Origin of the sequence: Pseudomonas sp. TWR1-1-4, assembly GCF_049897165.1 — a bacterium.
In the GTDB taxonomy this organism is placed as follows: Bacteria; Pseudomonadota; Gammaproteobacteria; order Pseudomonadales; family Pseudomonadaceae; genus Aquipseudomonas; species Aquipseudomonas canadensis.
Genome location: NZ_JAFCVS010000004.1, coordinates 699,053 through 722,939 on the forward strand (window position 1 = coordinate 699,053; position 23,887 = coordinate 722,939).

General features: G+C 58.9%; 20 protein-coding genes. All 20 read right to left on the minus strand.

Features of this window, described 5'->3' with window-relative positions:
- Positions 1–40 precede the first annotated feature (40 nt).
- A complete protein-coding gene (kdsA, locus tag ACP7C6_RS15450; protein ID WP_010212442.1) occupies positions 41–886 on the minus strand; it encodes a 3-deoxy-8-phosphooctulonate synthase in 846 nt (281 codons plus the stop codon).
- 5 nt (positions 887–891) lie between these two features.
- Entirely contained in the window at positions 892–2,523 is a 1,632-nt protein-coding gene (locus ACP7C6_RS15455; RefSeq protein ID WP_010212443.1) for a CTP synthase, read from the minus strand.
- 273 nt (positions 2,524–2,796) lie between these two features.
- Positions 2,797–4,116, minus strand: coding sequence for a tRNA lysidine(34) synthetase TilS (gene tilS, locus ACP7C6_RS15460; protein ID WP_426108957.1), 1,320 nt, complete (start codon positions 4,114–4,116; stop codon positions 2,797–2,799).
- 159 nt (positions 4,117–4,275) lie between these two features.
- Positions 4,276–5,223 carry an acetyl-CoA carboxylase carboxyltransferase subunit alpha gene (locus tag ACP7C6_RS15465; RefSeq protein ID WP_016976871.1) on the minus strand — a complete coding sequence of 316 codons (948 nt, stop codon included), beginning with the start codon at positions 5,221–5,223 and terminating at the stop codon, positions 4,276–4,278.
- Between the two features lie 128 nt (positions 5,224–5,351).
- Complete coding sequence (dnaE, locus tag ACP7C6_RS15470; RefSeq protein ID WP_028619210.1) at positions 5,352–8,873, minus strand: DNA polymerase III subunit alpha; 3,522 nt, start codon at positions 8,871–8,873, stop codon at positions 5,352–5,354.
- Positions 8,874–8,946: 73 nt separating this feature from the next.
- Positions 8,947–9,579 (minus strand): ribonuclease HII, encoded by a 633-nt coding sequence (gene rnhB, locus ACP7C6_RS15475; protein ID WP_028619209.1) that lies wholly within the window; start codon positions 9,577–9,579, stop codon positions 8,947–8,949.
- On the minus strand, positions 9,576–10,715 hold the full coding sequence (gene lpxB, locus ACP7C6_RS15480) for a lipid-A-disaccharide synthase (RefSeq protein ID WP_028619208.1): 1,140 nt from the start codon (positions 10,713–10,715) through the stop codon (positions 9,576–9,578). Before lpxB ends, rnhB begins: the two co-directional genes overlap by 4 nt.
- 2 nt (positions 10,716–10,717) lie before the next feature.
- A complete protein-coding gene (gene lpxA, locus ACP7C6_RS15485; RefSeq protein WP_016976867.1) occupies positions 10,718–11,494 on the minus strand; it encodes an acyl-ACP--UDP-N-acetylglucosamine O-acyltransferase in 777 nt (258 codons plus the stop codon).
- The gene (fabZ, locus tag ACP7C6_RS15490) at positions 11,491–11,931 is read right to left on the minus strand and encodes a 3-hydroxyacyl-ACP dehydratase FabZ (protein WP_016976866.1); all 441 of its coding nucleotides are present in this window, start codon (positions 11,929–11,931) and stop codon (positions 11,491–11,493) included. Before fabZ ends, lpxA begins: the two co-directional genes overlap by 4 nt.
- A 111-nt stretch (positions 11,932–12,042) precedes the next feature.
- Positions 12,043–13,098, minus strand: coding sequence for a UDP-3-O-(3-hydroxymyristoyl)glucosamine N-acyltransferase (gene lpxD, locus ACP7C6_RS15495; protein ID WP_311894890.1), 1,056 nt, complete (start codon positions 13,096–13,098; stop codon positions 12,043–12,045).
- Positions 13,099–13,101: 3 nt separating this feature from the next.
- Positions 13,102–13,605, minus strand: coding sequence for an OmpH family outer membrane protein (locus tag ACP7C6_RS15500; protein WP_003172279.1), 504 nt, complete (start codon positions 13,603–13,605; stop codon positions 13,102–13,104).
- 45 nt (positions 13,606–13,650) lie between these two features.
- Positions 13,651–16,038 (minus strand): outer membrane protein assembly factor BamA, encoded by a 2,388-nt coding sequence (gene bamA, locus ACP7C6_RS15505; protein ID WP_028619206.1) that lies wholly within the window; start codon positions 16,036–16,038, stop codon positions 13,651–13,653.
- A 74-nt stretch (positions 16,039–16,112) separates the two neighbouring features.
- Entirely contained in the window at positions 16,113–17,465 is a 1,353-nt protein-coding gene (gene rseP, locus ACP7C6_RS15510) for a sigma E protease regulator RseP (RefSeq protein ID WP_311894887.1), read from the minus strand.
- A 40-nt stretch (positions 17,466–17,505) separates the two neighbouring features.
- Positions 17,506–18,696, minus strand: coding sequence for a 1-deoxy-D-xylulose-5-phosphate reductoisomerase (gene ispC, locus ACP7C6_RS15515; RefSeq protein ID WP_311894885.1), 1,191 nt, complete (start codon positions 18,694–18,696; stop codon positions 17,506–17,508).
- Complete coding sequence (locus tag ACP7C6_RS15520) at positions 18,693–19,499, minus strand: phosphatidate cytidylyltransferase (protein ID WP_028619203.1); 807 nt, start codon at positions 19,497–19,499, stop codon at positions 18,693–18,695. The genes ispC and ACP7C6_RS15520 overlap by 4 nt, the downstream gene beginning before the upstream one ends.
- Positions 19,500–20,255, minus strand: a complete 756-nt coding sequence (gene uppS, locus ACP7C6_RS15525; RefSeq protein ID WP_016974405.1) for a polyprenyl diphosphate synthase — start codon at positions 20,253–20,255, stop codon at positions 19,500–19,502.
- 17 nt (positions 20,256–20,272) lie between these two features.
- Positions 20,273–20,830 carry a ribosome recycling factor gene (frr, locus tag ACP7C6_RS15530; RefSeq protein ID WP_012722596.1) on the minus strand — a complete coding sequence of 186 codons (558 nt, stop codon included), beginning with the start codon at positions 20,828–20,830 and terminating at the stop codon, positions 20,273–20,275.
- Positions 20,827–21,570 carry a UMP kinase gene (gene pyrH, locus ACP7C6_RS15535; RefSeq protein ID WP_003172271.1) on the minus strand — a complete coding sequence of 248 codons (744 nt, stop codon included), beginning with the start codon at positions 21,568–21,570 and terminating at the stop codon, positions 20,827–20,829. The genes frr and pyrH overlap by 4 nt, the downstream gene beginning before the upstream one ends.
- Positions 21,571–21,782: 212 nt before the next feature.
- Entirely contained in the window at positions 21,783–22,646 is an 864-nt protein-coding gene (gene tsf, locus ACP7C6_RS15540; protein ID WP_426108958.1) for a translation elongation factor Ts, read from the minus strand.
- 203 nt (positions 22,647–22,849) lie between these two features.
- Positions 22,850–23,587, minus strand: a complete 738-nt coding sequence (gene rpsB / locus ACP7C6_RS15545; protein ID WP_003189158.1) for a 30S ribosomal protein S2 — start codon at positions 23,585–23,587, stop codon at positions 22,850–22,852.
- Between the last annotated feature and the right edge of the window lie 300 nt (positions 23,588–23,887).

Sequence of the window (23,887 nt, forward strand, 5' to 3'; positions counted from 1 at the left end):
TGAGCGTAAAGCGTGGGAAATTCTACCGGAGAAACGAAGCTTACGCGGTCTCTACCGTCGGAAAACTCTTGACCAGTTCGTCCAACTGCTTGAGCTGGGCCAGGAATGGCTCCAGCTTGTCCAGGCGCAGGGCGCATGGGCCATCGCACTTGGCGTTGTCCGGGTCCGGATGGGCTTCCAGGAACAGGCCCGCCAGGGACTGGCTGATGCCGGCCTTGGCCAGGTCCAGCACCTGGGCACGACGCCCACCAGCGGAATCGGCGCGACCACCGGGCATTTGCAGCGCGTGGGTCACGTCGAAGAACACCGGGTATTCGAACTGTTTCATGATGCCGAAACCAAGCATGTCCACCACGAGGTTGTTGTAGCCGAAGCTAGAACCGCGCTCGCAGAGGATCAACTGGTCGTTACCCGCTTCCACGCACTTGTTCAGGATGTGTTTCATCTCCTGGGGCGCGAGGAACTGGGCTTTCTTGATATTGATCACAGCACCGGTCTTGGCCATCGCGACGACCAGGTCGGTCTGGCGCGACAGGAAGGCCGGCAACTGGATGATGTCGCACACCTCGGCGACCACGGCGGCCTGTTCAGGCTCGTGGACGTCGGTAATGATCGGCACGCCGAAGGCTTGCTTGATGTCCTGGAAGATCCGCATGCCTTCTTCAAGGCCCGGGCCGCGATAGGAGGTCACGGACGAACGGTTGGCCTTGTCGAAGCTGGCCTTGAACACGTAAGGGATACCGAGTTTCTCGGTTACCTTCACATATTCTTCACAGACCTGCATCGCCATGTCGCGGCTTTCCAGCACGTTCATGCCGCCGAACAGCACCATGGGCTTGTCGTTGGCAATCTCGATGTCGCCGACGCGAATGATCTTCTGGGCCATCAGGGTTACGCCTTCTTCTGGTGTTGCGTCAGTGCGGCCTTGACGAAACCGCTGAACAACGGGTGACCGTCACGTGGTGTCGAGGTGAACTCAGGGTGGAACTGGCACGCCACGAACCACGGATGATCCGGCGCCTCGACCACTTCAACCAGCGCGCCATCACCGGAGCGACCGGAGATTTTCAGGCCAGCTTCTTTGATTTGCGGCAGCAGGTTGTTGTTCACTTCGTAGCGGTGACGGTGACGCTCGACGATCACGTCCTTGCCGTAGCAGTCGTGAACCAGCGAGCCCGGTTCCAGCAGGCAGTCCTGCGCGCCGAGGCGCATGGTGCCGCCCAGGTCGGACGCTTCGGTACGGGTTTCCACCGCGCCAGTGGCATCTTCCCACTCGGTGATCAGGCCCACGACCGGGTGACCGCTCTTGCTGTCGAACTCGGTGGAGTTGGCGTCTTTCCAGCCCAGCACGTTACGGGCGAACTCGATGACGGCCACTTGCATGCCCAGGCAGATACCCAGGTACGGCACCTTGTTCTCGCGAGCATATTGAACTGCAGTGATCTTGCCTTCCACGCCACGCAGGCCGAAACCGCCGGGAACGAGGATCGCGTCCACACCTTCGAGCAAGGCAGTGCCTTGGTTCTCGATGTCTTCGGAATCGATGTAGCGCAGGTTGACCTTGGTGCGGTTGCTGATACCGGCGTGGCTCATCGCTTCGATCAGCGACTTGTACGCGTCCAGCAGTTCCATGTACTTGCCGACCATGGCGATGGTGACTTCGTGCTCAGGGTTGAGCTTGGCATCGACCACGGCTTCCCACTCGGACAGGTCCGCGCCGTTGCATTGCAGGCCGAAACGCTCGACCACAAAATCGTCCAGGCCTTGCGAGTGCAGGATGCCCGGGATCTTGTAGATGGTGTCGGCGTCTTCCAGCGCGATCACCGCACGTTCTTCAACGTTGGTGAATTGCGCAATCTTGCGACGCGAGGAAATGTCGATCGGGTGATCGGAGCGGCAAACCAGCACGTCCGGCTGCAGGCCAATGGAGCGCAGTTCCTTGACCGAGTGCTGGGTAGGCTTGGTTTTGGTTTCGCCGGCGGTGGCGATGTACGGCACCAAGGTCAGGTGCATCAGCATCGCGCGCTTGGCGCCGACTTCGAAACGCAACTGGCGGATGGCTTCGAGGAACGGTTGGGACTCAATGTCACCGACGGTGCCGCCGATCTCGACCATTGCCACGTCGGCATCGCCTGCACCCTTGATGATGCGGCGCTTGATTTCGTCGGTGATGTGCGGGATCACCTGGATGGTTGCACCCAGGTAGTCACCACGGCGCTCCTTGCGCAGCACGTGCTCGTAGACACGGCCGGTGGTGAAGTTGTTGTTCTGGGTCATCGTCGTGCGGATGAACCGCTCGTAGTGGCCCAGGTCCAGGTCGGTCTCGGCGCCGTCGTGGGTGACGAACACTTCACCGTGCTGGAACGGGCTCATGGTGCCCGGGTCAACGTTGATGTACGGGTCCAGCTTGAGCATGGTGACCTTAAGTCCCCGCGCCTCCAGGATGGCCGCCAATGAAGCCGATGCGATGCCTTTCCCCAATGAAGAAACAACACCGCCCGTGACGAATATGTAGCGCGTCATGAAAAACCCTAGAAGTCTGCGTTAAAGCGGTCCGAGCCGCCGGGGAAAGCGAAGGAAGGCCGAAGCCCCCGATCACCTGCATTAATCACAGTGCACCTTTCAAAAAAACCGCCGCGTGGTGACAGACCAGCAATGAAACACCGGTACGTTGATCGCTACACATTTTTTGGAATCGCCCAGCAAAGACTGCTTGGTAATCGGCAACTGCTGCAATTCAAGAGAATCCACAGAAGTTGTATCAAGAAGGGAGCGTAGTCTACCGGAAAGGCGCTATCAGCTCAAACCTTGATCGCAGGTCTGTGGCATCCAATGTAATTGCCACTCATCGCTCGGCGCCGGCCAGAGTCCCGCAAGGCTGGGCGCGCCCAGCAATTGCTCGCCTTGGTACAGCAGCGGCAATCTGCCACGGACGCAGCCCGGCAGCCCGCTTTCGTTAAGCAAACGCTTCAAGTCGCGCCGACCGCGGCCTGGCACTGCGAGGATTTCGCCGCCCTGGCGGTAGCGGATCGTCAATGGACCTCCAGGCACCCTGCCCGTCAGCTGCACCTGACCATTGCCGGGTAACTCTAGTGGGTTTTGCGAATCGGGCCAGCTCACCGACGCGTCAGAAAAATCCGACCAAGTGGAGGGCAGCCACCAGATACGCTCGCCGCAGCGCTGCAGATCACCGTCCGCCAGGCGCCACAGGGGCTGCGCGTCACCCTTGGCGTCACGTAGCGAATGCCAGCTGGCCCAGTGGTCGCTGTCGGGTAGACGGGTCAGAGGGGTTAGCCAGTGGCGTAGGGCGTTGCGCTGGCGGGCGTCGGTAAGCTCGCGCAAAGGTGCAAGGGCCAAGGACGGTAAATGCAGCCATGAAAACGGCGAAAATTGATTGGCGGCTCGCAAGTCCATCTGCGCCAGCTCATCCAGCAAGTCTTGGGCTTCACTCAGGTGCTCGGCGGTGCGCGCCAGGCTTGCGGTAGCCTGCGGCCAACGTTCCGTCAGGACAGGAAGCACGCGATGGCGCAGGTAATTGCGGGAGAATCGCGAGTCCGCATTGGAAGGATCTTCGATCCATTTGAGCTGATGCGCCTCGGCATAGGCTTCCAGCTCTGCACGCGAGACATCCAACAAGGGCCGCACAAGGCAGCCAGCCGCCAGCGGGCGCTGTAGTGGCATCGCCGCCAGCCCGCGCACACCAGCCCCGCGCAAGAGTCGGAATAACAAGGTTTCAGCCTGATCATCGCGATGCTGGCCTGTCAGCAGCACCTCCCCTGTCCCGGTCACCTCGGTAAACACCTGGTAACGCGCGTCACGCGCGGCACGCTCAAGACTGGCGCCGGGTTGCACCTGCACATGCATCACGCGCAACGGCACGCCCAGGCTGTCGCATGTCGACTGGCAGTGAGCAGGCCACGCATCAGCGGCAGCTTGCAAGCCATGATGAACATGAACAGCACGGAGGGGCGGGAGCGATTCGGTATTTGCCAGACTGGCGAGGAGATGCAGCAGGACGGTGGAATCAAGTCCACCCGAGAATGCGATGTGCCAGGCTGGGGCGTTGCGCCAGGGTGACAGAACTTGCAAGAGTTTGGCGGCTAAGGAAGGCTTCATGAAAAATACCGCCATCTATCTGGAATGCAATGACTCAGCATACACAAAGCAAATGTGGGAGCGGGCTTGCTCGCGAATGCAGAGTGTCAGTCACTGAAAGATCGACTGATCCACCGCATTCGCGAGCAAGCCCGCTCCCACACTTGGTCCTGCGTAGTCTTACAGACCGTAGCTCATCAGGCGCTCATAACGACGCGCCAGCAACGCTTCGTTGTCCAGCTTCTTGAGCATCGCCAGTTGCGAACCCAGTTCAGCGCGGATAGTCGCGGCAGCAGCAGCCGGGTCGCGGTGGGCGCCGCCCAGCGGCTCGGCGATGACTTTGTCCACGATACCCAGGCCTTTGAGGCGATCGGCGGTAATGCCCATGGCTTCGGCAGCGTCCGGCGCCTTTTCGGCGGTTTTCCACAGGATCGAGGCGCAACCTTCCGGCGAAATCACCGCGTAGGTCGAATACTGCAGCATGTTCAACTGGTCGCAGACACCAATAGCCAGTGCGCCGCCGGAACCACCTTCACCAATCACGGTGGCGATGATCGGGGTTTTCAGGCGGGCCATGACGCGCAGGTTCCAGGCGATAGCCTCGCTCTGGTTGCGCTCTTCAGCGTCGATACCTGGGTAGGCGCCCGGGGTGTCGATGAAGGTCAGGATCGGCATCTTGAAGCGCTCGGCCATTTCCATCAGGCGGCACGCCTTACGGTAGCCTTCCGGACGCGGCATGCCGAAGTTGCGGCGAACCTTCTCACGCACTTCACGGCCTTTCTGGTGACCGATCACCATCACCGGCTGGTCGTCCAGGCGCGCGATACCGCCCACGATCGCCGCGTCGTCGGAGAAGTGGCGGTCGCCGTGCAGCTCGTCGAACTCGGTGAAAATATGCTGAATGTAGTCCAGGGTGTACGGACGGCGCGGGTGGCGGGCCAGGCGCGCGATCTGCCAACTGGTCAGCTTGCCGAAGATGTCTTCGGTGAGCGTGCTGCTCTTGTCTTGCAGGCGAGCGATCTCATCGCCGATATTCAGCGAATTGTCATTGCCGACCAGGCGCAGTTCTTCGATCTTGGCTTGCAGGTCAGCGATCGGCTGTTCGAAATCAAGAAAATTCGGGTTCATAAGCGTCCGTCTTGGGTCGACGGCCAGGGAGTGCCTGGCCAGCCGGTTGTCTATTCGCGCCCTACCTTAAGGGAGAGGCGCGTTTAGGTCGAGATTAAATGTTCAGTCGAGATCAGGTGCCCTGACCGTCAACGGTATTGGAGGAAGACGTTGTCTCGCCCGAACTGGTCACGCAAAGCTTGAATCAAGCCATCAGCCGGATCAATCCGCCAAGTCTCGCCAAACTGCAACATGGCCTTGGCGTCACTGCCGGTGTACTCCATGGTCACCGGGCATGCGCCGCGGTGGCGTTTGAGCAGGTCGCCCAACCAGCGTAGCTGATCGCCCTTGAGCGCTTCGGTTTTTACCTTCAAGCGCAGGCTTTCGGCCAGATTGGTCCGCGCGTCTTCCATGCTCATCACCCGCTTGATCCGCAGGCGCAGGCCACCGGAGAAGTCATCGTTGCTGACCTCCCCCTCCACCACTACCATGGCATCGGTCTGCAACAGCGACTGTGCGGAGTGGAAGGCGTCGGCAAACAGTGAGGCTTCGATGCGCCCTGAACGGTCGTCAAGGGTGATGAAGCCCATCTTGTCGCCCTTTTTATTCTTCATTACCCGCAAGGCGATGATCATGCCGGCGACGGTCTGGGTATCCCGCGCAGGCTTCAGGTCGATGATGCGCTGACGGGCGAAACGGCGGATTTCACCTTCGTATTCGTCAATCGGGTGACCGGTAAGGTACAGGCCCAAGGTGTCTTTCTCACCCTTGAGACGTTCCTTGAGGGTCAGCTCCTTGGCCTTGCGGTGGTTGGCGTACACATCCGCATCTTCTTCGACGAACAACCCGCCAAACAGGTCGGCATGGCCGCTGTCATGGGTGCGGGCGGTCTGTTCGGCGGCCTTGATCGCTTCTTCCATGGCGGTGAGCAGCACCGCACGGTTGCGGTCGATATTCGCCTGGTAAGCCTTGGGCTCATCATGGAAATACGGGCCGAGACGGTCGAGTGCGCCGCTGCGGATCAGGCCATCGAGGGTACGCTTGTTAATGCGTTTGAGGTCAACCCGCGCACAGAAGTCGAACAGGTCGGCGAACGGCCCACTCTGACGCGCTTCGACGATAGCTTCCACCGGGCTTTCGCCTACGCCTTTGATCGCGCCCAGGCCATAAATGATGCGGCCTTCGTCGTTCACCGTGAACTTGAACTCCGAGGCGTTCACGTCCGGCGCGTCAAGGCGCAGCTTCATGGTGCGCACTTCCTCGATCAAGGTCACGACCTTGTCGGTGTTGTGCATATCCGCCGAGAGTACCGCGGCCATGAACGGCGCCGGGTAGTGGGCTTTCAGCCAGGCAGTCTGGTACGACACCAGGCCGTAGGCGGCCGAGTGGGATTTGTTGAAACCATAACCGGCGAACTTTTCCACCAGGTCGAAGATGTTACCGGCCAGGTCCGCGTCGATATTGTTGGTGGCGCAACCTTCAATGAAACCGCCACGCTGCTTGGCCATTTCTTCAGGCTTTTTCTTACCCATGGCTCGACGCAGCATGTCCGCGCCGCCAAGGGTATAGCCGGCCATCACCTGGGCAATCTGCATCACCTGTTCCTGATACAGGATGATGCCGTAGGTCGGCGCCAGTACTGGTTTGAGGCCTTCGTACTGGTAGTCGGAGTGCGGGTACGCCAGCTCGGCGCGGCCGTGCTTACGGTTGATGAAGTCGTCCACCATGCCGGACTGCAACGGGCCCGGACGGAACAGGGCCACCAGTGCGATCAAGTCTTCCAGGCAGTCGGGCTTGAGCTTTTTGATCAGCTCTTTCATGCCGCGCGACTCAAGCTGGAACACCGCCGTGGTTTCGGCTTTTTGCAGCAAGGTGTAAGTCGGTTTGTCGTCCAGCGGGATAAACGCGATATCCAGCGGCGCTTCGTTGACCTTGGCGCGGTCGCGGTTGATGGTCTTGAGCGCCCAGTCGATGATCGTCAGGGTTCGCAGTCCGAGGAAGTCGAACTTCACCAGGCCGGCAGCCTCCACGTCGTCCTTGTCGAACTGGGTTACCAGGCCGTCGCCTTCTTCGTCGCAGTAGATCGGCGAAAAGTCGGTGAGTTTTGTAGGAGCAATAACCACACCACCGGCGTGCTTACCGACGTTACGCACCACGCCTTCGAGCTTGCGGGCCATGTCCCAGATTTCGGCGGCTTCTTCGTCGACCTTGATGAAATCGCGCAGGATTTCTTCCTGCTCGTAGGCTTTTTCCAGGGTCATGCCGACTTCGAACGGGATCATCTTCGACAGACGGTCCGCCAGGCCGTAGGACTTGCCCTGCACCCGGGCCACGTCACGGATTACAGCCTTCGCCGCCATGGAACCGAAGGTGATGATCTGGCTCACCGCGTTACGGCCATATTTCTCGGCCACGTATTCGATCACGCGGTCACGGCCATCCATGCAGAAGTCGACGTCGAAGTCGGGCATGGAAACCCGTTCCGGGTTCAGGAACCGTTCGAACAGCAGGTCATATTCCAGCGGGTCGAGGTCGGTGATCTTCTGCACGTACGCAACCAACGAGCCAGCACCTGACCCCCGGCCCGGACCTACCGGTACGCCGTTGTTCTTGGCCCACTGGATAAAGTCCATCACGATCAGGAAGTAACCGGGGAAGCCCATCTGGATGATGATATCCAGCTCGAAATTCAGCCGATCGACGTAGACCTGGCGTTTGGCATCGTAATCTTCGGTGGTGTCCTTGGGCAGCAGAACGCTGAGGCGCTCTTCCAGCCCGTCGAAGGACACCTTGCGGAAATATTCATCGATGGTCATGCCATCGGGAATCGGGAAGTTGGGCAGGAAGTGCTTGCCCAGCTTCACTTCGATATTGCAGCGCTTGGCGATTTCGACGGAGTTTTCCAGGGCCTCGGGCAGGTCGCTGAACAGCTCGGCCATTTCGTCGGCGCTTTTGAGGTACTGCTCTTCGCTGTAGTTCTTCGAGCGACGCGGGTCATCCAGGGCACGGCCTTCGCCGATGCACACGCGGGTTTCGTGGGCTTCGAAGTCTTCCTTCTTGATGAAGCGCACATCGTTGGTCGCCACCAACGGCGCCCCCAGCTTATCGGCCAGGGCCACGGCGGCGTGCAGGTGTTCTTCATCGTTGGGGCGGTTGGTACGCTGGACTTCCAGGTAGAAACGATCCGGGAAGACCTGCATCCACTCCTTGGCCAGTACTTCGGCTTCTTGAGGGTTGCCACCCAGCAGCGCGATACCGATCTCGCCCTCTTTGGCGGCCGACAGCATGATCAGGCCTTCGCTGGCCTCGGCGACCCATTCGCGCTCGATGATGATCGAGCCATTGCGCTGGCCGTCGATAAAGCCACGGGAAATCAATTCGGTGAGGTTGCGATAACCCACGCCGTTCATCGCCAGCAGGCTGATGCGGCTCAGGGGGTTATCCGGGTCTTTGTTGGACAGCCACAGGTCGGCACCGCAGATCGGCTTGATGCCGGCGCCCATGGCGTTCTTGTAGAACTTGACCAGGGAACACATGTTGTTCTGATCGGTCACCGCGACCGCAGGCATGTTCATGCCCACCAGGGTTTTGACCAGCGGTTTGATCCGTACCAGGCCGTCGACCAGGGAGTATTCAGTGTGCAGGCGTAGGTGAACGAATGAAGCCGGCATAGTGATCTCTTATACGTGGAAAACAACAAGGCCCGGATTGTACCGGGCCTTGAGCAAAACATCAGCCTTGCGACTACGCCTCGTTGAGGCTCTGGCGCAACTCGTAAGCCTGGCGAACCGGGGCGAAGGAGCGGCGGTGGATCGGCGTCGGGCCAAGCCGAGCCAGGGCTTCCAGATGAACGGGCGTCGGATAACCTTTATGCCCGCCAATGCCATAGCCGGGATAGATCAATTCGAACGCGGCCATTTCACGATCACGACTGACTTTGGCGAGGATCGAGGCGGCTGCGATGGCAGGCACCTTGCTATCACCCTTCACCACCGCCTCAGAAGGCATGGCCAGCTTGGGGCAACGGTTACCGTCGATCATCGCCATTTTGGGGGTGATGTGCAGGCCTTCAACCGCACGCTGCATCGCGAGCATGGTGGCGTGGAGAATGTTCAGTTTGTCGATTTCTTCGACTTCAGCCCGGGCGATAGACCAGCTCAGGGCTTTTTCGATGATCTCGTCGTAGAGCTTTTCGCGGCGCGCCTCGGTGAGTTTCTTCGAGTCATTGAGGCCGAGGATCGGGCGGTTCGGATCGAGGATCACCGCCGCCGTGACCACGGCACCGCACAAAGGTCCACGCCCGACTTCGTCGACACCGGCGACCAGTTCGTGGGCTTCGGCAACCAGGCTGAAATCCAGGCCCATTTGCGTCGTCATAAAGCTTCCTGTTTCTGGCCGATCAAGGTCAACACGGCGTCTGCCGCCTGGTTCGAGGCATCACGACGCAATATGCGATGGATGTCGTCGAAACCGCGGGTCTGTTCTTCGCCGCCGTCGATCAAGGGTAGTAGAGTTTGCGCAAGGGCCTCAGGCGTCGCATCGTCCTGCAACAACTCCGGTACCAGCAGGCGTTGAGCCAGCAGATTGGGCAGGGAGATGTAAGGGCTTTTGACCATGCGCTTGAGAATCCAGAAGGTCAACGGCGCCAAACGGTAGGCCACCACCATCGGGCGCTTGTACAGCAAGGCCTCCAGGGTCGCGGTGCCCGAGGCGATCAGCACCGCATCACAGGCCGCCAGGGCCAGGTGCGACTGGCCGTCGAGCAAGGTCAACGGCAGGTTGCGGCCTTCCAGCAGTGTTTCGATTTGTGCCCGACGTTGCGGACTGGCACAAGGCAGTACGAAACGTAAGCCTGGCTTCAAGGCTTGCAGACGCTCGGCAGCGTCAAAGAATACAGAGGCCAGGCGACCGACTTCGCCGCCACGACTACCGGGCATCAGCGCGACCAACGGGCCGTCAGGCAAGCCCAATTCGGCACGCGCGGCCGCGCGGTCAGCCTGCAACGGAATCGCGTCGGCCAGGGTATGCCCGACAAACCGCACCGGCACGCCCTTCTCTTCGTAGAACCTGGCCTCGAACGGCAGCAGTGTCAGCATCAGATCGCAGCCTTCACGGATCTTCAGCACGCGCTTCTGCCGCCACGCCCACACAGAAGGGCTGACGTAATGCACGGTCTTGATGCCGGCCTGACGCAACTTGAGTTCGATATTGAGGGTGAAGTCCGGCGCGTCGATACCAATAAATACGTCGGGCTTTTCTTCGATCAGAGTCTGGATCAGCAGCTTGCGGCGGGCCAACAGCTCGCGCAGGCGACCCAGCACCTCGACCAACCCCATGACCGACAAACGCTCCATAGGGAAGTAGGACGTGAGCCCTTCAGCCTGCATCAACGGACCGCCGACACCGATGAACTCAACCGCTGGATGCTGGACCTTGAGGGCTCGCATGAGACCTGCGCCCAAAATGTCGCCGGAAGCTTCCCCGGCCACCAGCGCGATACGCAGATTAGCCATGATTAGCGGGTGATGCCGCGAGTCGACGCCTGGATCGAGTCACGGAACACCGCGACTTCCGGGAACAGCGCTGCCGGCTCGGCCAGTTGGGTCAATGCCTGATCAACCGTGAGCCCTTGGCGGTAAACCACCTTGTAGGCACGGCGCAGGGCATGGATGGCGTCTTCGCTGAAACCGCGACGGCGCATGCCTTCGAAGTTCATGCTGCGCGCTTCCGCCGGGTTGCCGAATACCGTGACGAACGCTGGAACATCTTTGCCAATGGCAGTGCCCATGCCGGAAAAGCTGTGGGCACCGATATGGCAGTACTGATGCACCAGCGTGAAGCCGGACAGGATCGCCCAATCATCAACGTGCACATGTCCGGCCAATGCAGTGTTGTTGACCAGGATGCAGTGGTTGCCGATGACACTGTCGTGGCCGATGTGCGCGTAAGCCATGACCAGGTTGTGATCACCCAGGGTGGTCTCGGCACGATCCTGCACGGTGCCACGGTGAATGGTCACGCCTTCTCGGATGATGTTGTGATCACCGATTACCAGACGAGTCTCTTCACCCTTGTACTTCATGTCCGGGGTGTCTTCACCTACCGAGGAAAACTGGTAGATGCGATTGTGTTTGCCAATGCGGGTCGGACCTTTGAGGATCACGTGCGGCCCGATGACAGTCCCCTCGCCGATTTCCACACCTGCGCCGATGATCGACCAGGGGCCGACCTCAACGTCGGCGGCCAGAACGGCCGACGGATCGATGATTGCGCGAGGGTCAATCAAACTCATAGTTTGCGTTCCGCACAGATGATCTCGGCGGAGCACACCGGCTTGCCGTCCACCGAGGCCTGGCATTCGAACTTCCAGATCTGGCGCTTGCAGCTGATGAACTTGGCTTCCAGGATCAACTGGTCACCCGGGGTAACCGGGTTGCGGAAACGCAACTTGTCGGAGCCCACGAAATAGTAAAGCGTACCGTCGGCAGGCTTGAGGTCGAGCATTTTGAAACCAAGGATACCGGCAGCCTGGGCCATCGCTTCGATGATCAACACGCCCGGCATGATTGGATGCGCAGGAAAGTGACCGTTGAAGAACGGTTCGTTAATGCTGACATTCTTGTAGGCACGAATGCGCTTTTCCTCGATATTGAGGTCCACTACGCGGTCCACCAACAGGAACGGGTAACGGTGAGGCAGGTATTCGCGAATCTCGTTGATGTCCATCATTTCGGGGGGAAGCCTGTAATAAAGATTGGGGGCGGGCGAACTAAAAGCACGCCCCGCTAGCAAATCAAGGAGGCAGTCTAGCGGCTGTGCACACTTGATATGGAAATGGTATCAGCCTTCTGATGAAGCATTACCGCCAGGGGTCACGTCCCCAACACGCTTTTCCAGCTGTTTGAGACGTCGAGCCATGTCGTCGAGCTGCCTAAGCCGTGCTGCACTCTTGCGCCATTCAGCCGCAGGCTGCATGGCGGTACCGGAAGAATAGGCGCCTGGCTCGGTGATCGAGTGGGTGACCATGGTCATGCCGGTAATGAAGACGTTGTCGCAAACATCGATATGCCCCACCAGCCCTACGCCACCGGCGAGCATGCAATGCTTGCCGATCTTGGTGCTGCCGGAGATACCCACGCAGGCCGCCATGGCGGTGTGATCACCAATCTGCACGTTGTGGGCGATCTGGATCTGGTTGTCGAGCTTCACGCCGTTGCCGATCACCGTATCGGCCAGGGCCCCGCGATCAACAGCCGTGTTCACGCCAATTTCCACGTCGTCGCCGATCAGTACGCCGCCAACCTGGGCGATCTTGTTCCAGATGCCCTTGGCGTTGGCAAAGCCGAAGCCTTCACCGCCAATCACGGCACCCGACTGGATGACCACACGCTCACCGATACGCACATCGTGGTAAAGGGTCACGCGAGGTGCCAGCCAACCGCCGGCGCCGATTTTACAGCGTGCGCCGATAAAGCAGTGTGCACCGACTGTGACACCTGCCGCGATGCGTGCACCGCTCTCGATCACCGCAAAGGCGCCGATACTGGCCGCAGGATCAACCTGGGCATCATCGGCAATGACTGCAGACGGATGAATACCGGCAGCGGCCTTGGGTTTCGGATCAAACAGATGCGACACCCGCGCATAAGCGAGGTACGGGTCAGGCACCACCAGCGCATCCCCGGCAAACCCTTCGGCGTCAGCGGCTTTCAGCAACACGGCTGCAGCTTGGCTGTCGACCAGGTATTTACGGTATTGGGGGTTTGCGAGGAAGCTCAACTGAGCTGGGCCAGCCTCCTGCAAGGTGGCTAGCCCAGTGATTTCTTTCTCCGGGGAGCCACGCAAGGTGGCCCCCAGGAACTCGGCCAACTCGCCGAGTTTGATAGTCGCGGTCATGGCTTACTTCAGCTGGTTCATGCGCTCGATCACCTGACGGGTGATGTCGTATTGAGGCTTGACGTCGATCACAGCGCCACGCTCGAACACCAGGTCAAAGGCACCTTTCTTGATGACTTCTTCCACAGCGCTGTCGAGTTTCGGCTTCAGCTGTTTCAGCATTTCACGGTCAGCAACAGCCTTGGCTTCGTTCAGCTCCTTGGACTGGAACTGGTAGTCACGGGCCTTTTGCTTGAATTCAAGCTCCAGGCGCTCGCGCTCGCCTTGCTGCATCTTGTCGCCACCGGCAACCAGGCGGTCCTGGATGCCCTTTGCGCTGCTTTCCAGGGTCTTGAGCTTGGTCAGTTGCGGACCGAACTTCTTCTCGGCATCCACGGCGTACTTCTTGGCCGCATCGGATTCCAACAGGGCCATCTGATAGTTCAGGACGGCGATTTTCATCTCGGCGAAGGCCGGGGTGGTTACCAGCACGGTGGCCAGCAGAACCAATTGAGTCAACTTACGCACGATGTACTCCTACAGAATCCGTTGTCGTTATCTTGGGTCAGACGCTTAGAACGTCTGGCCGAGGGAGAATTGGAAAATCTGGGTTTCAGCGTTATCCGGTTTCTTGATCGGCATGGCCAGAGCAAAGCTCAATGGGCCAAGCGCAGTCACCCAGGTCACACCCACACCCACGGAGCTTGCCAGGTTGCTCAGGCTCACATCGTTGCACTGGGTGTTGGACTTCACACCGCTCGGGTTACGGATCTGCTCGCACTTGGAGTCGAACACGTTACCCACGTCCCAGAAGACCGAAGTCCGCAGGGAACGCTGATCTTTCACGAACGGCAGTGGGAACAGGATCTCCGCACCACCTTGGATCAACACGTTACCACCGAACGGCAGCGGGTCGTTGTCCGAATCCGCCACGGTGCCCTGGTTACCGGTGATGCCAACACCACGGCTTGGCGTACCACGCGGGCCCAAGGTGCTGTCTTTGAAACCACGTACGGAGTTGAAGCCACCCGCGTAGTAGTTCTCGTAGAACGGTAGACCATTGGTGGAACCATAACCATCGCCATAACCCAGTTCAGTGTGCAGGCGCATGGTGTAGTTGTCGCTCAACGGCGTGAACAACTGGCCACGGTAGTCGAGCTTGAAGAACGACAGGTCGCTGCCCGGCGTGGTGGTTTCCAGGGTCAGGCTCTGGGAATGACCACGGGTTGCCAGTACACCTTTGTTCAGGGTCGACTCGGACCAGCCGGCAGACGCCTTGAAGTTCAGGAACTTGTCACCTTCGCGACGGGTAAAGTCGAAGATCTCATCCACGGTGTACACACCAGTCTTGATCTCATCCTGTTGTGCAGTAAGGCCGAACGTCAGACGCGAAGTCTCGCTGATCGGGTAACCGATGTTCACACCGGCGCCGAGGCTGTCGATCGCATAGCTTGCAACGTCAACGTCGAGGTCTTTGTAGTCGGTGGTGCGGTAGAAGGCGTTATAGCCCAGGCTCACACCATCAGCAGTCCAGTAGGGGTCGGTGTAACCGAAGTTGTATCGGCTCTGGTATTCGCTTCGGGTCAGGCCAATAGATACACGGTTACCGGTACCCAGGAAGTTGTTCTGGGTAATCGAACCACCGAGGATCAGACCGGCACTCTGTGCGAAGCCGACGCTGGCAGTGATCGAGCCCGACGCTTGTTCTTCCACGGCGTAGTTCACGTCAACCTGGTCATCCACACCCGGTACGGCCGGGGTTTCGACGTTGACTTCCTTGAAGAAGCCCAGGCGCTCAAGACGGGTCTTGGACTGGTCGATCAGGTAAGTCGACGCCCAGCCACCTTCCATCTGACGCATTTCGCGACGCAGCACTTCGTCCGCAGACTTGGTGTTGCCGCGGAAGTTGATACGGTTTACGTAAGCACGCTTGCCTGGATCGACCACGAAGGTGATGTCCACGGTGTGGTCATCATCATGGGGCGTCGGCACGCCGTTGACGTTGGCGAAGGTGTAGCCTTCGTTACCCAGTCGACGGGTGATCAGTTCGGAAGTAGTGGTCATCAGCTTGCGCGAGAACACTTGGTCCTTCTGCACCAGCAGCAGCGCCTTGACCTGATCTTCAGGCACTTTCAGGTCGCCACTCAGTTTTACGTCACGAACCTTGTACTTCTCGCCTTCGTTGACGTTGACGGTGATATAGACGTGCTTCTTGTCCGGGGTGATGGACACCTGGGTCGAGGCGATATCCATGTTGATATAGCCACGGTCCAGGTAGTAGGAACGCAGGCGCTCCAGGTCACCAGACAGCTTTTCACGGGCATACTTGTCATCGTTCTTGAAGAACGACAACCAGTTGGTGGTCTTGAGTTCGAACAGGTCGATCAGGTCTTCATCAGCGAACTTGGTGTTGCCCACCACGTTGATGTGCTGGATCGCCGCCACGGTGCCTTCGTTGATGTTGACCTTGAGGCCGACACGGTTACGTGGTTGCGGCACCACTTCCGTTTCCACGGTGGCGGAGTAGCGACCCTGGGCAACGTACTGGCGTTGCAGTTCGTTACGCACACCTTCAAGGGTGGCGCGCTGGAAGATCTCGCCTTCGGCCAGACCGGATTGTTTCAGACCTTTCATCAGGTCTTCAGTAGAGATCGCCTTGTTGCCTTCGATCTCGATACTGGCGACGGAAGGTCGCTCGACCACGGTGATGACCAGGACGTTGCCTTCGCGACCCAGTTGGATGTCTTGAAAGAAACCGGTTTTGAACAGCGCACGAGTGGATTCCACCAGGCGACGGTCATCAGCCTGTTCACCGACGTTCAACGGTAAGGCACCAAAGACGCTACCCGCGGAAACCCGCTGGAGGCCATTGACGCGAATATCGGAGATGGTGAAGGACTCGGCGTGAACTTCGGCGATCATCAATACGGTGAGAACCGCAGTTAGCAGCAGACGTTTCATGAAGTCCTTTCTTATTCCAACTGGCAATAAACAAACTGCCGCAAAATGCGGCAGATTCGCAATTCAGCGAAGCGTTACAGTCGACCCAGATCGTTGACCAGGGCTAATAACATCACCCCGACCACCAAACTGATACCGATCTGTATCCCCCAACCCTGCACCCGATCCGACAAGGGGCGACCACGCACCCACTCGACCAGATAAAACAACAGATGCCCCCCATCCAATACAGGAATGGGCAGCAAATTCAGAACACCCAGGCTAATACTCAGATAAGCCAGGAAATTCAGGAAATCCGCGACACCCGACTGGGCAGAAGCGCCCGCCACTTTAGCAATGGTTATCGGTCCACTCAAGTTTTTTACCGAGAGCTCGCCGAACAACATTTTCTTGAGGGATTCGAGGGTCAGCACACTCATGGTCCAAGTGCGTTTTGCACCTTCGCCAATCGCAGCCAACGGCCCGTAGCTCACCTCGCGCACCATCGATGGTGGCCAGTCGACAGCCTTGACCCCGGCACCGAGGTACCCCCCAGCGGCCTTGGCTTCCCCACGGACCGACAAGGTCACCGGGACGTCGATTTGAGCACCGTCGCGCTCAACTTTCAGCACAATCTTAGTATCAGGACGTACACGAACCAGATCGACCACCTGCTGCCAGTCGCCCAGCGCCTGCCCATCAAGGGCCAACAGGCGATCACCGGTTTTCAGGCCAGCAGCCTGGGCCGGACCTTTCGGGTCGAGCTCAGCGAGTACCGGCGGCAAGGCCGGGCGCCACGGGCGTATACCCAGGGACTTGATCGGATCGGGCTCATCAGCGCCCTTGAGCCAGTGGTCAAGGGCCAGCTCACGCGAAGTTTCGCTGGTGGAATCCTGCTCGCGCACCACCACATTGACGATGCCGCTTTCACCGAGGCGACGCACCAACTGCAAATTGACCGCACCCCATCCCGTGGTGGGTTCGCCATCAATAGATACAATTTCCTGCCCGGCAACCAATCCAGCCTTGGCGGCAATACTGTCCGACTCGACCGCACCGATCACCGGACGCACCTGCTGGCTGCCCAACATTGCCAAGACCCAGAAGAACACCATCGCCAACAGGAAGTTGGCGATCGGGCCGGCGGCGACGATGGCAATGCGCTGACGAACGGTCTTGCGGTTGAACGATTGGTCCAACTGATCTGCAGGCACTTCACCTTCGCGCTCGTCGAGCATCTTGACGTAGCCACCCAGCGGGATGGCCGCAATCACGAACTCGGTGCCACGACGGTCGTGCCAGCGCACCAGCGGCATGCCGAAACCGACAGAAAAACGCAGTACCTTGACGCCGCAACGACGCGCCACCCAGAAGTGGCCGAATTCGTGGAAGGTAACCAGCACACCCAGAGCAACCAGGGTGCCGACAATCATGTAAAGCGCACTCATCTAATTTCTCCGCATTCCAATCCAGTGCCTGAAGATCAGGCTAACGCGCGTTGCGGTTCAACCATTGTTGTGCCAAGGCTCGGGCCTTGGTATCCGCCTCGAACACTGCCGCCAGATCATTCACCGCCACGATAGGCTCAAGCGCCAGGACGTCCTCGATAATACTCGCGATCTGCGGAAAGCGGATGCGCCGTTCGAGAAACGCTGCCACAGCCACTTCGTTGGCCGCATTCAGCATTGCCGGTGCACTGTTACCCGCTTCAGCCGCTTGCCGCGCCAGTCGCAGGCAGGGGAAGCGCTGCTCGTCCGGCGCCTCGAAGTCCAGACGGGCCACGGCAAACAGGTCCAAAGGCGCTACGCCCGAGTCGATCCGCTCTGGCCAGGCCAGGGCATTGGCAATCGGCGTGCGCATATCTGGGTTGCCCAACTGCGCCAGGACCGAGCCATCCACGTAATCAACGAGAGAATGAATCACACTTTGTGGGTGAATCACCACCTCGACCTGATCCGGGCGCGCATCGAACAACCAGCACGCCTCGATCAGCTCCAAGCCTTTGTTCATCATGCTCGCCGAATCCACGGAGATCTTGCGCCCCATGGACCAGTTCGGATGAGCGCACGCCTGGTCGGGCGATACGTGCTCCAACTCAGCCAGCGGTGTCTGTCGGAACGGACCACCAGAGGCGGTCAGCAGGATCCGGCGTACGCCCACCTGGCTCAAGCCGCGAGCATAGTCGCCAGGCATGCACTGGAAGATTGCGTTGTGCTCGCTATCGAGTGGCAGCAGCACGGCCCCGCTTTTGCGTACCGCCTGCATGAAGAGCGCACCAGACATGACCAATGCTTCTTTATTGGCCAGCAGGATCTTCTTGCCAGCATCCACGGCAGCCAAAGTTGGACGCAGGCCCGCAGCGCCGACAATAGCGGCGACCACGGTATCCACTTCAGCATCGGCCGAGACCTGGCACAGCCCCTCCTCCCCCACCAGCACTTGAGTGGCAAGCCCGGCAGCCCGCAGATCATCCTGCAGGCTCCGGGCCGCAGCGGCCTCAGGCACCACGGCAAAGCGCGGCGCGTGACGCACGCACAACGCCAGCAGTTCGCTCAGGCGGGTAAAACCGGTCAGGGCAAAGACTTGGTAGCGATCTGGATGACGAGCTATCACGTCCAGGGTGCTCAACCCCACCGAGCCGGTTGCACCGAGCACGGTGACTTGCTGCAGGCGGCTCACGAAGCGGTCATCCACAACAGTACGGCAAAGATCGGGATGGCCGCGGTCAGGCTGTCGATACGGTCCAGCACACCGCCATGACCCGGCAGCAGGTTGCTGCTGTCCTTGATCCCGGCCTGACGCTTGAACATGCTTTCAGTGAGATCACCTACGACCGAGATGAACACGACAATGGCAGTGGCCAGCAGTGCCAGGAAAATTTCCTTCACCGACCAGTCACGCACCACACCGACGACCAGCGTGATCACCAGGGTCAACGCCAGGCCGCCATACACGCCCTCCCAGCTCTTGCCTGGACTGACCGCCGGCGCCAACTTGCGCTTGCCGAAGGCCCGACCGGAAAAGTACGCGCCGATATCTGCGCCCCAGACCAGCACCATAACCGCCAGGATCAGCCAGTTACCCATTGGATAACGCTTGATCTCCACCAGCCCTTGCCAGGCCGGTAGCAGGATCAACAAACCGATCACCAGTTTGCAGGCCACACTGGACCACTTGCTGCTGGTGCCCGGATAGGTCAACACCAGGAATGTCGCCAGCGCCCACCACAGCACCGCCGCCCCCAACACCCAGGGCGCTATGTCCGGCAGGATGTACAGGAGGAACGCCAAGGCAGCGACGACAGCGGCATACACAACGCGCGGCAATTGCGCGCTGAAACCCGCCAGGCGCGCCCATTCCCAGGCACCCAGGGTGACCACCAGGCCGATAAACAGCGCAAAGGCGGAACCGTCGAGCAGGAAAAACCCACACAAGGCGATCGGCAACAGGATCAGTGCTGTGATGATTCGTTGTTTAAGCATTTAAACCCGGGCTCCAGCTTCGATCTGCTCGCTCGTTTTACCGAAGCGACGCTGACGGGAAGCGAAATCGGCCAACGCGTTACGCATGGCATCGTGTTTGAAGTCCGGCCAGAACAGGTCGGAGAAGTACAGCTCGGTGTACGCCAGCTGCCACAGCAAGAAATTGCTGATGCGGTGCTCACCACCGGTACGGATGCACAGGTCTGGCAGCGGCAGGTCGCCGGTCACCAGGCAGGTTTGCAACAGTTCGGGGGTGATGTCGTCGGGCCGAAGATGACCGGCCTGCACCTCACGCGCCAGACGCTGTGCAGCCTGGGCGATATCCCACTGGCCACCGTAGTTGGCAGCGATCTGCAGCACAAATCGATTGGCCCCGGCCGTAATGGCCTCGGCTTCGCGCATGGCGGCTTGCAGTTCGGGATGAAAGCGCGAGCGATCGCCGATGATGCGCAGGCTGATGTTGTTGTCGTTGAGGCGCTTGGCTTCACGACGCAAGGCCTTGAAGAACAGGTCCATCAAGGCGCTGACTTCTTCAGCGGGCCGCTGCCAGTTCTCACTGGAGAAGGCGAACAAGGTCAACACCTCGACCTTGGCCTCGGCGCACACCTCGATCACAGCCCGAACCGCATCGACACCCGCTTTATGCCCGGCAACACCCGGCATAAAGCGCTTCTTCGCCCAGCGATTATTCCCATCCATGATGATCGCGACATGGCGCGGCACCACAGAGGGTACAGTCTGCTTGGTCTTTTCCATGAAGGCGTCCTGACCCCTTATACGGCCATCAGGTCCTTTTCTTTTTCTTCGGTGGCCTTGGTGATTTGGGCCTCGGCATCCTTGGTCAGCTTGTCGATATCGGCGGTGGCACGACGCTCTTCGTCTTCACTGATCTCCTTGTCCTTGACCAGTTTCTTCAAGTCACCCAAGGCATCACGACGGATGTTGCGCACAGCAACACGGGCGTCTTCGGCTGCGCTGCGCGCCTGCTTGGTGAAGCCCTTGCGGGTTTCTTCGGTCAGGGCCGGCATGGAAATCAGCAACAACTCACCCAGATTGGTCGGGTTGAGGTTCAAACCGGCGCTCTGGATGGCCTTGTCGACAGCACCCAGCATGTTGCGCTCGAACGCGACGACTTGCAGGGTGCGCGAGTCTTTAACAGTGATATTGGCGACGCTGCTGATCGGGGTATCGGAACCGTAGTAAGGCACCATCACACTGCCCAGGATGCTTGGGTGCGCCTTGCCGGTACGGATCTGGCCGAATGCGTGGCTCAGAGATTCCAGGGATTTCTGCATACGCGCCTGGGCGTCTTTCTTGATTTCGTTGATCATTGTTGGCCTTCCTCGATCAGAGTCCCTTCTGCGCCGCCGTGTACGATATTCAGCAGGGCGCCGGGCTTGTTCATGTTAAATACGCGCAGCGGCATCTTGTGGTCGCGGCACAGGCAAATAGCCGTCAGGTCCATCACGCCCAGCTTGCGATCCAGTACTTCATCGTAGGTCAGATGATCGAACTTCTCGGCATGCGGGTCTTTGAATGGATCGGCAGTGTATACACCATCCACCTTGGTTGCCTTCAGCACAACGTCAGCATCGATTTCGATGGCGCGCAGGCAGGCTGCGGAGTCGGTGGTGAAGAACGGGTTGCCCGTACCGGCGGCGAAGATCACCACTTCCTTGGCGTTCAGGTGGCGCATGGCTTTGCGGCGGTCATAGTGATCGGTCACGCCAACCATGGAAATAGCCGACATCACGATAGCCGAGATGTTGGCACGCTCCAGGGCGTCACGCATGGCCAGAGCATTCATCACAGTGGCCAGCATGCCCATGTGGTCGCCGGTAACACGGTCCATACCAGCAGCACTCAGCGCCGCACCGCGGAACAGGTTGCCGCCACCGATTACCAGGCCGACCTGTACGCCGATGCCGACCAGTTGGCCGACTTCCAGCGCCATGCGGTCGAGTACTTTGGGATCGATCCCGAACTCTTCCGAGCCCATCAGGGCCTCGCCGCTAAGCTTGAGTAGAATGCGTTTATAGCGAGCCTGATAACCACTGCCCTGCTGAGCCATTGCGAATCTCTCCTGCGGCGTATTTTTTAAAAAATCTTGGCGAGCCGTTTTACGGCTTGCGTTCACTCTAGCTGGACGCTGCTACAGCGCCATCGGAACACGGCTTTGTAAGCCAGTTCCGAAGGGAAGCCAATTAAAATCGGCCTTCCCATTTGAAAAGAGGCTGCGCGCGTGAGCGGGCAGCCTCTTTTGGGCGACAGTTGAAAACTGTCTTATTGCTTGGCGGCAGCCAGCTGGGCAGCAACTTCTTCAGCGAAGTTGTCGACCGGCTTCTCGATGCCTTCGCCTACTTTGTAGTAAGTGAAGGAAACGATTTCAGCACCGGCTTTCTTGGCCAGTTCGCCAACCTTGACTTCAGGGTTCTTGACGAACGCCTGCTCAACCAGGCTCGCTTCAGCCAGGAACTTGCTGATACGGCCTCTGATCATGTTTTCAACGATGTTTTCTGGCTTGCCGGCGATCTTGTCGGCGTTCAGGCTCAGGAACACAGCTTTTTCGCGCTCGATGGCTTCTTCGGAAACTTCCGAAGGCAGCAGGAATTCAGGGTTGCTTGCAGCAACGTGCATAGCGATGTCTTTGGCCAGCTCAACGTCGCCGCCTTTCAGAACAACCGCTACACCGATCTTGTTGCCGTGCAGGTAACCACCAACCACATCACCTTCAACGCGAGTCAGGCGACGGATGTTGACGTTTTCGCCAACCTTGCCGACCAATACCAGGCGATCAGCTTCTTGCGCTTCGATCAGAGGCTCAACGGTGGTCAGCTTCTCGTCGAATGCTTTCTTGACGCTGGCAGCAACGAATGCCTTGAAGTCGTCTTGCAGGGCCAGGAAGTCGGTCTGCGAGTTCACTTCCAGCAGAACGGCAGCTTTACCGTCTTCAACCAGAGCGATAGCGCCTTCAGCAGCGACGTTGCCAGCTTTCTTGGCGGCCTTGATGGCGCCCGAGGCACGCATGTCGTCGATGGCTTTTTCGATGTCGCCGCCGGCCTTGGTCAAGGCCTTTTTGCAATCCATCATGCCTTCGCCAGTACGCTCACGCAGTTCTTTAACCAACGCTGCAGTAATCTCTGCCATTTCAAAATCCTCTTGGATAGGTTTTCAACCATTCCACCCGATCAAACGGGCGATCAATTCTTCCCGAATCTCCGTTGTAGGCCGCTGCACGTTACAGTCGCTAGGTTGCGCTGCCACAAGTGGGCGCCGACAAACGGTTTTCGAGGTGGCAAAAAGGGGGCCAAGCCCCCTTTTTGCTTACTGAGTCAACGCCAGGGCGTCAATTACTCAGCGGCAGCTACCGGAGCTTCTTCAACGAACTGCTCGGTACCACCAGCAACGTGGTTGCGACCACGGATTACAGCGTCAGCCATCGAACCCATGTACAGCTGGATAGCGCGGATTGCGTCATCGTTGCCTGGGATGATGTAGTCAACGCCTTCCGGGCTGCTGTTGGTATCGACTACGCCGATAACCGGGATGCCCAGCTTGTTGGCTTCGGTGATCGCGATGCGCTCGTGATCAACGTCGATAACGAACAGTGCGTCAGGCAGACCGCCCATGTCCTTGATACCACCCAGGGAACGATCGAGCTTTTCCAGGTCACGGGAGCGCATCAGCGCTTCTTTCTTGGTCAGCTTGGCGAAAGTACCGTCTTCGGCTTGTACTTCAAGGTCACGCAGACGCTTGATGGAAGCACGGATGGTTTTGAAGTTGGTCAGCATGCCGCCCAACCAGCGATGATCGACGTACGGCGAACCGCAACGTGCTGCTTCTTCAGCAACGATCTTGCCAGCGGAACGCTTGGTGCCGACGAACAGAATCTTGTTTTTGCCCTGGGCCAGACGCTCTACGAAAGTCAGAGCTTCGTTGAACATTGGCAGGGTTTTTTCAAGGTTGATGATGTGGATCTTGTTACGCGCGCCGAAAATGTATTTACCCATTTTCGGGTTCCAGTAACGGGTCTGGTGACCGAAGTGCACACCGGCCTTCAGCATATCGCGCATATTGACTTGGGACATGATAGTTCCTTAATAAGTCGGGTTTGGCCTCCACGTATCCCAATGACCAACCAGCGGCATCAAGGCCTCCGGCACCCAGGTCATCGTGTCGACACGTGTGTGGATTTAAGCTCTGCGGGGCATCCCCGGAAAGCGGCGCATTTTATACCACAGCATCGGCAAAAACGGAATACGCAATCACACTTGCCGCAGCGCGCTTTCGTGTAACCCCTTGAATAGACCTGATATAGCCCTACCTTATAGAGAGAAGCGATCATCAGAGGCTCATGATTTGAGGCCATCGTCTGTTAGAATCGCGTT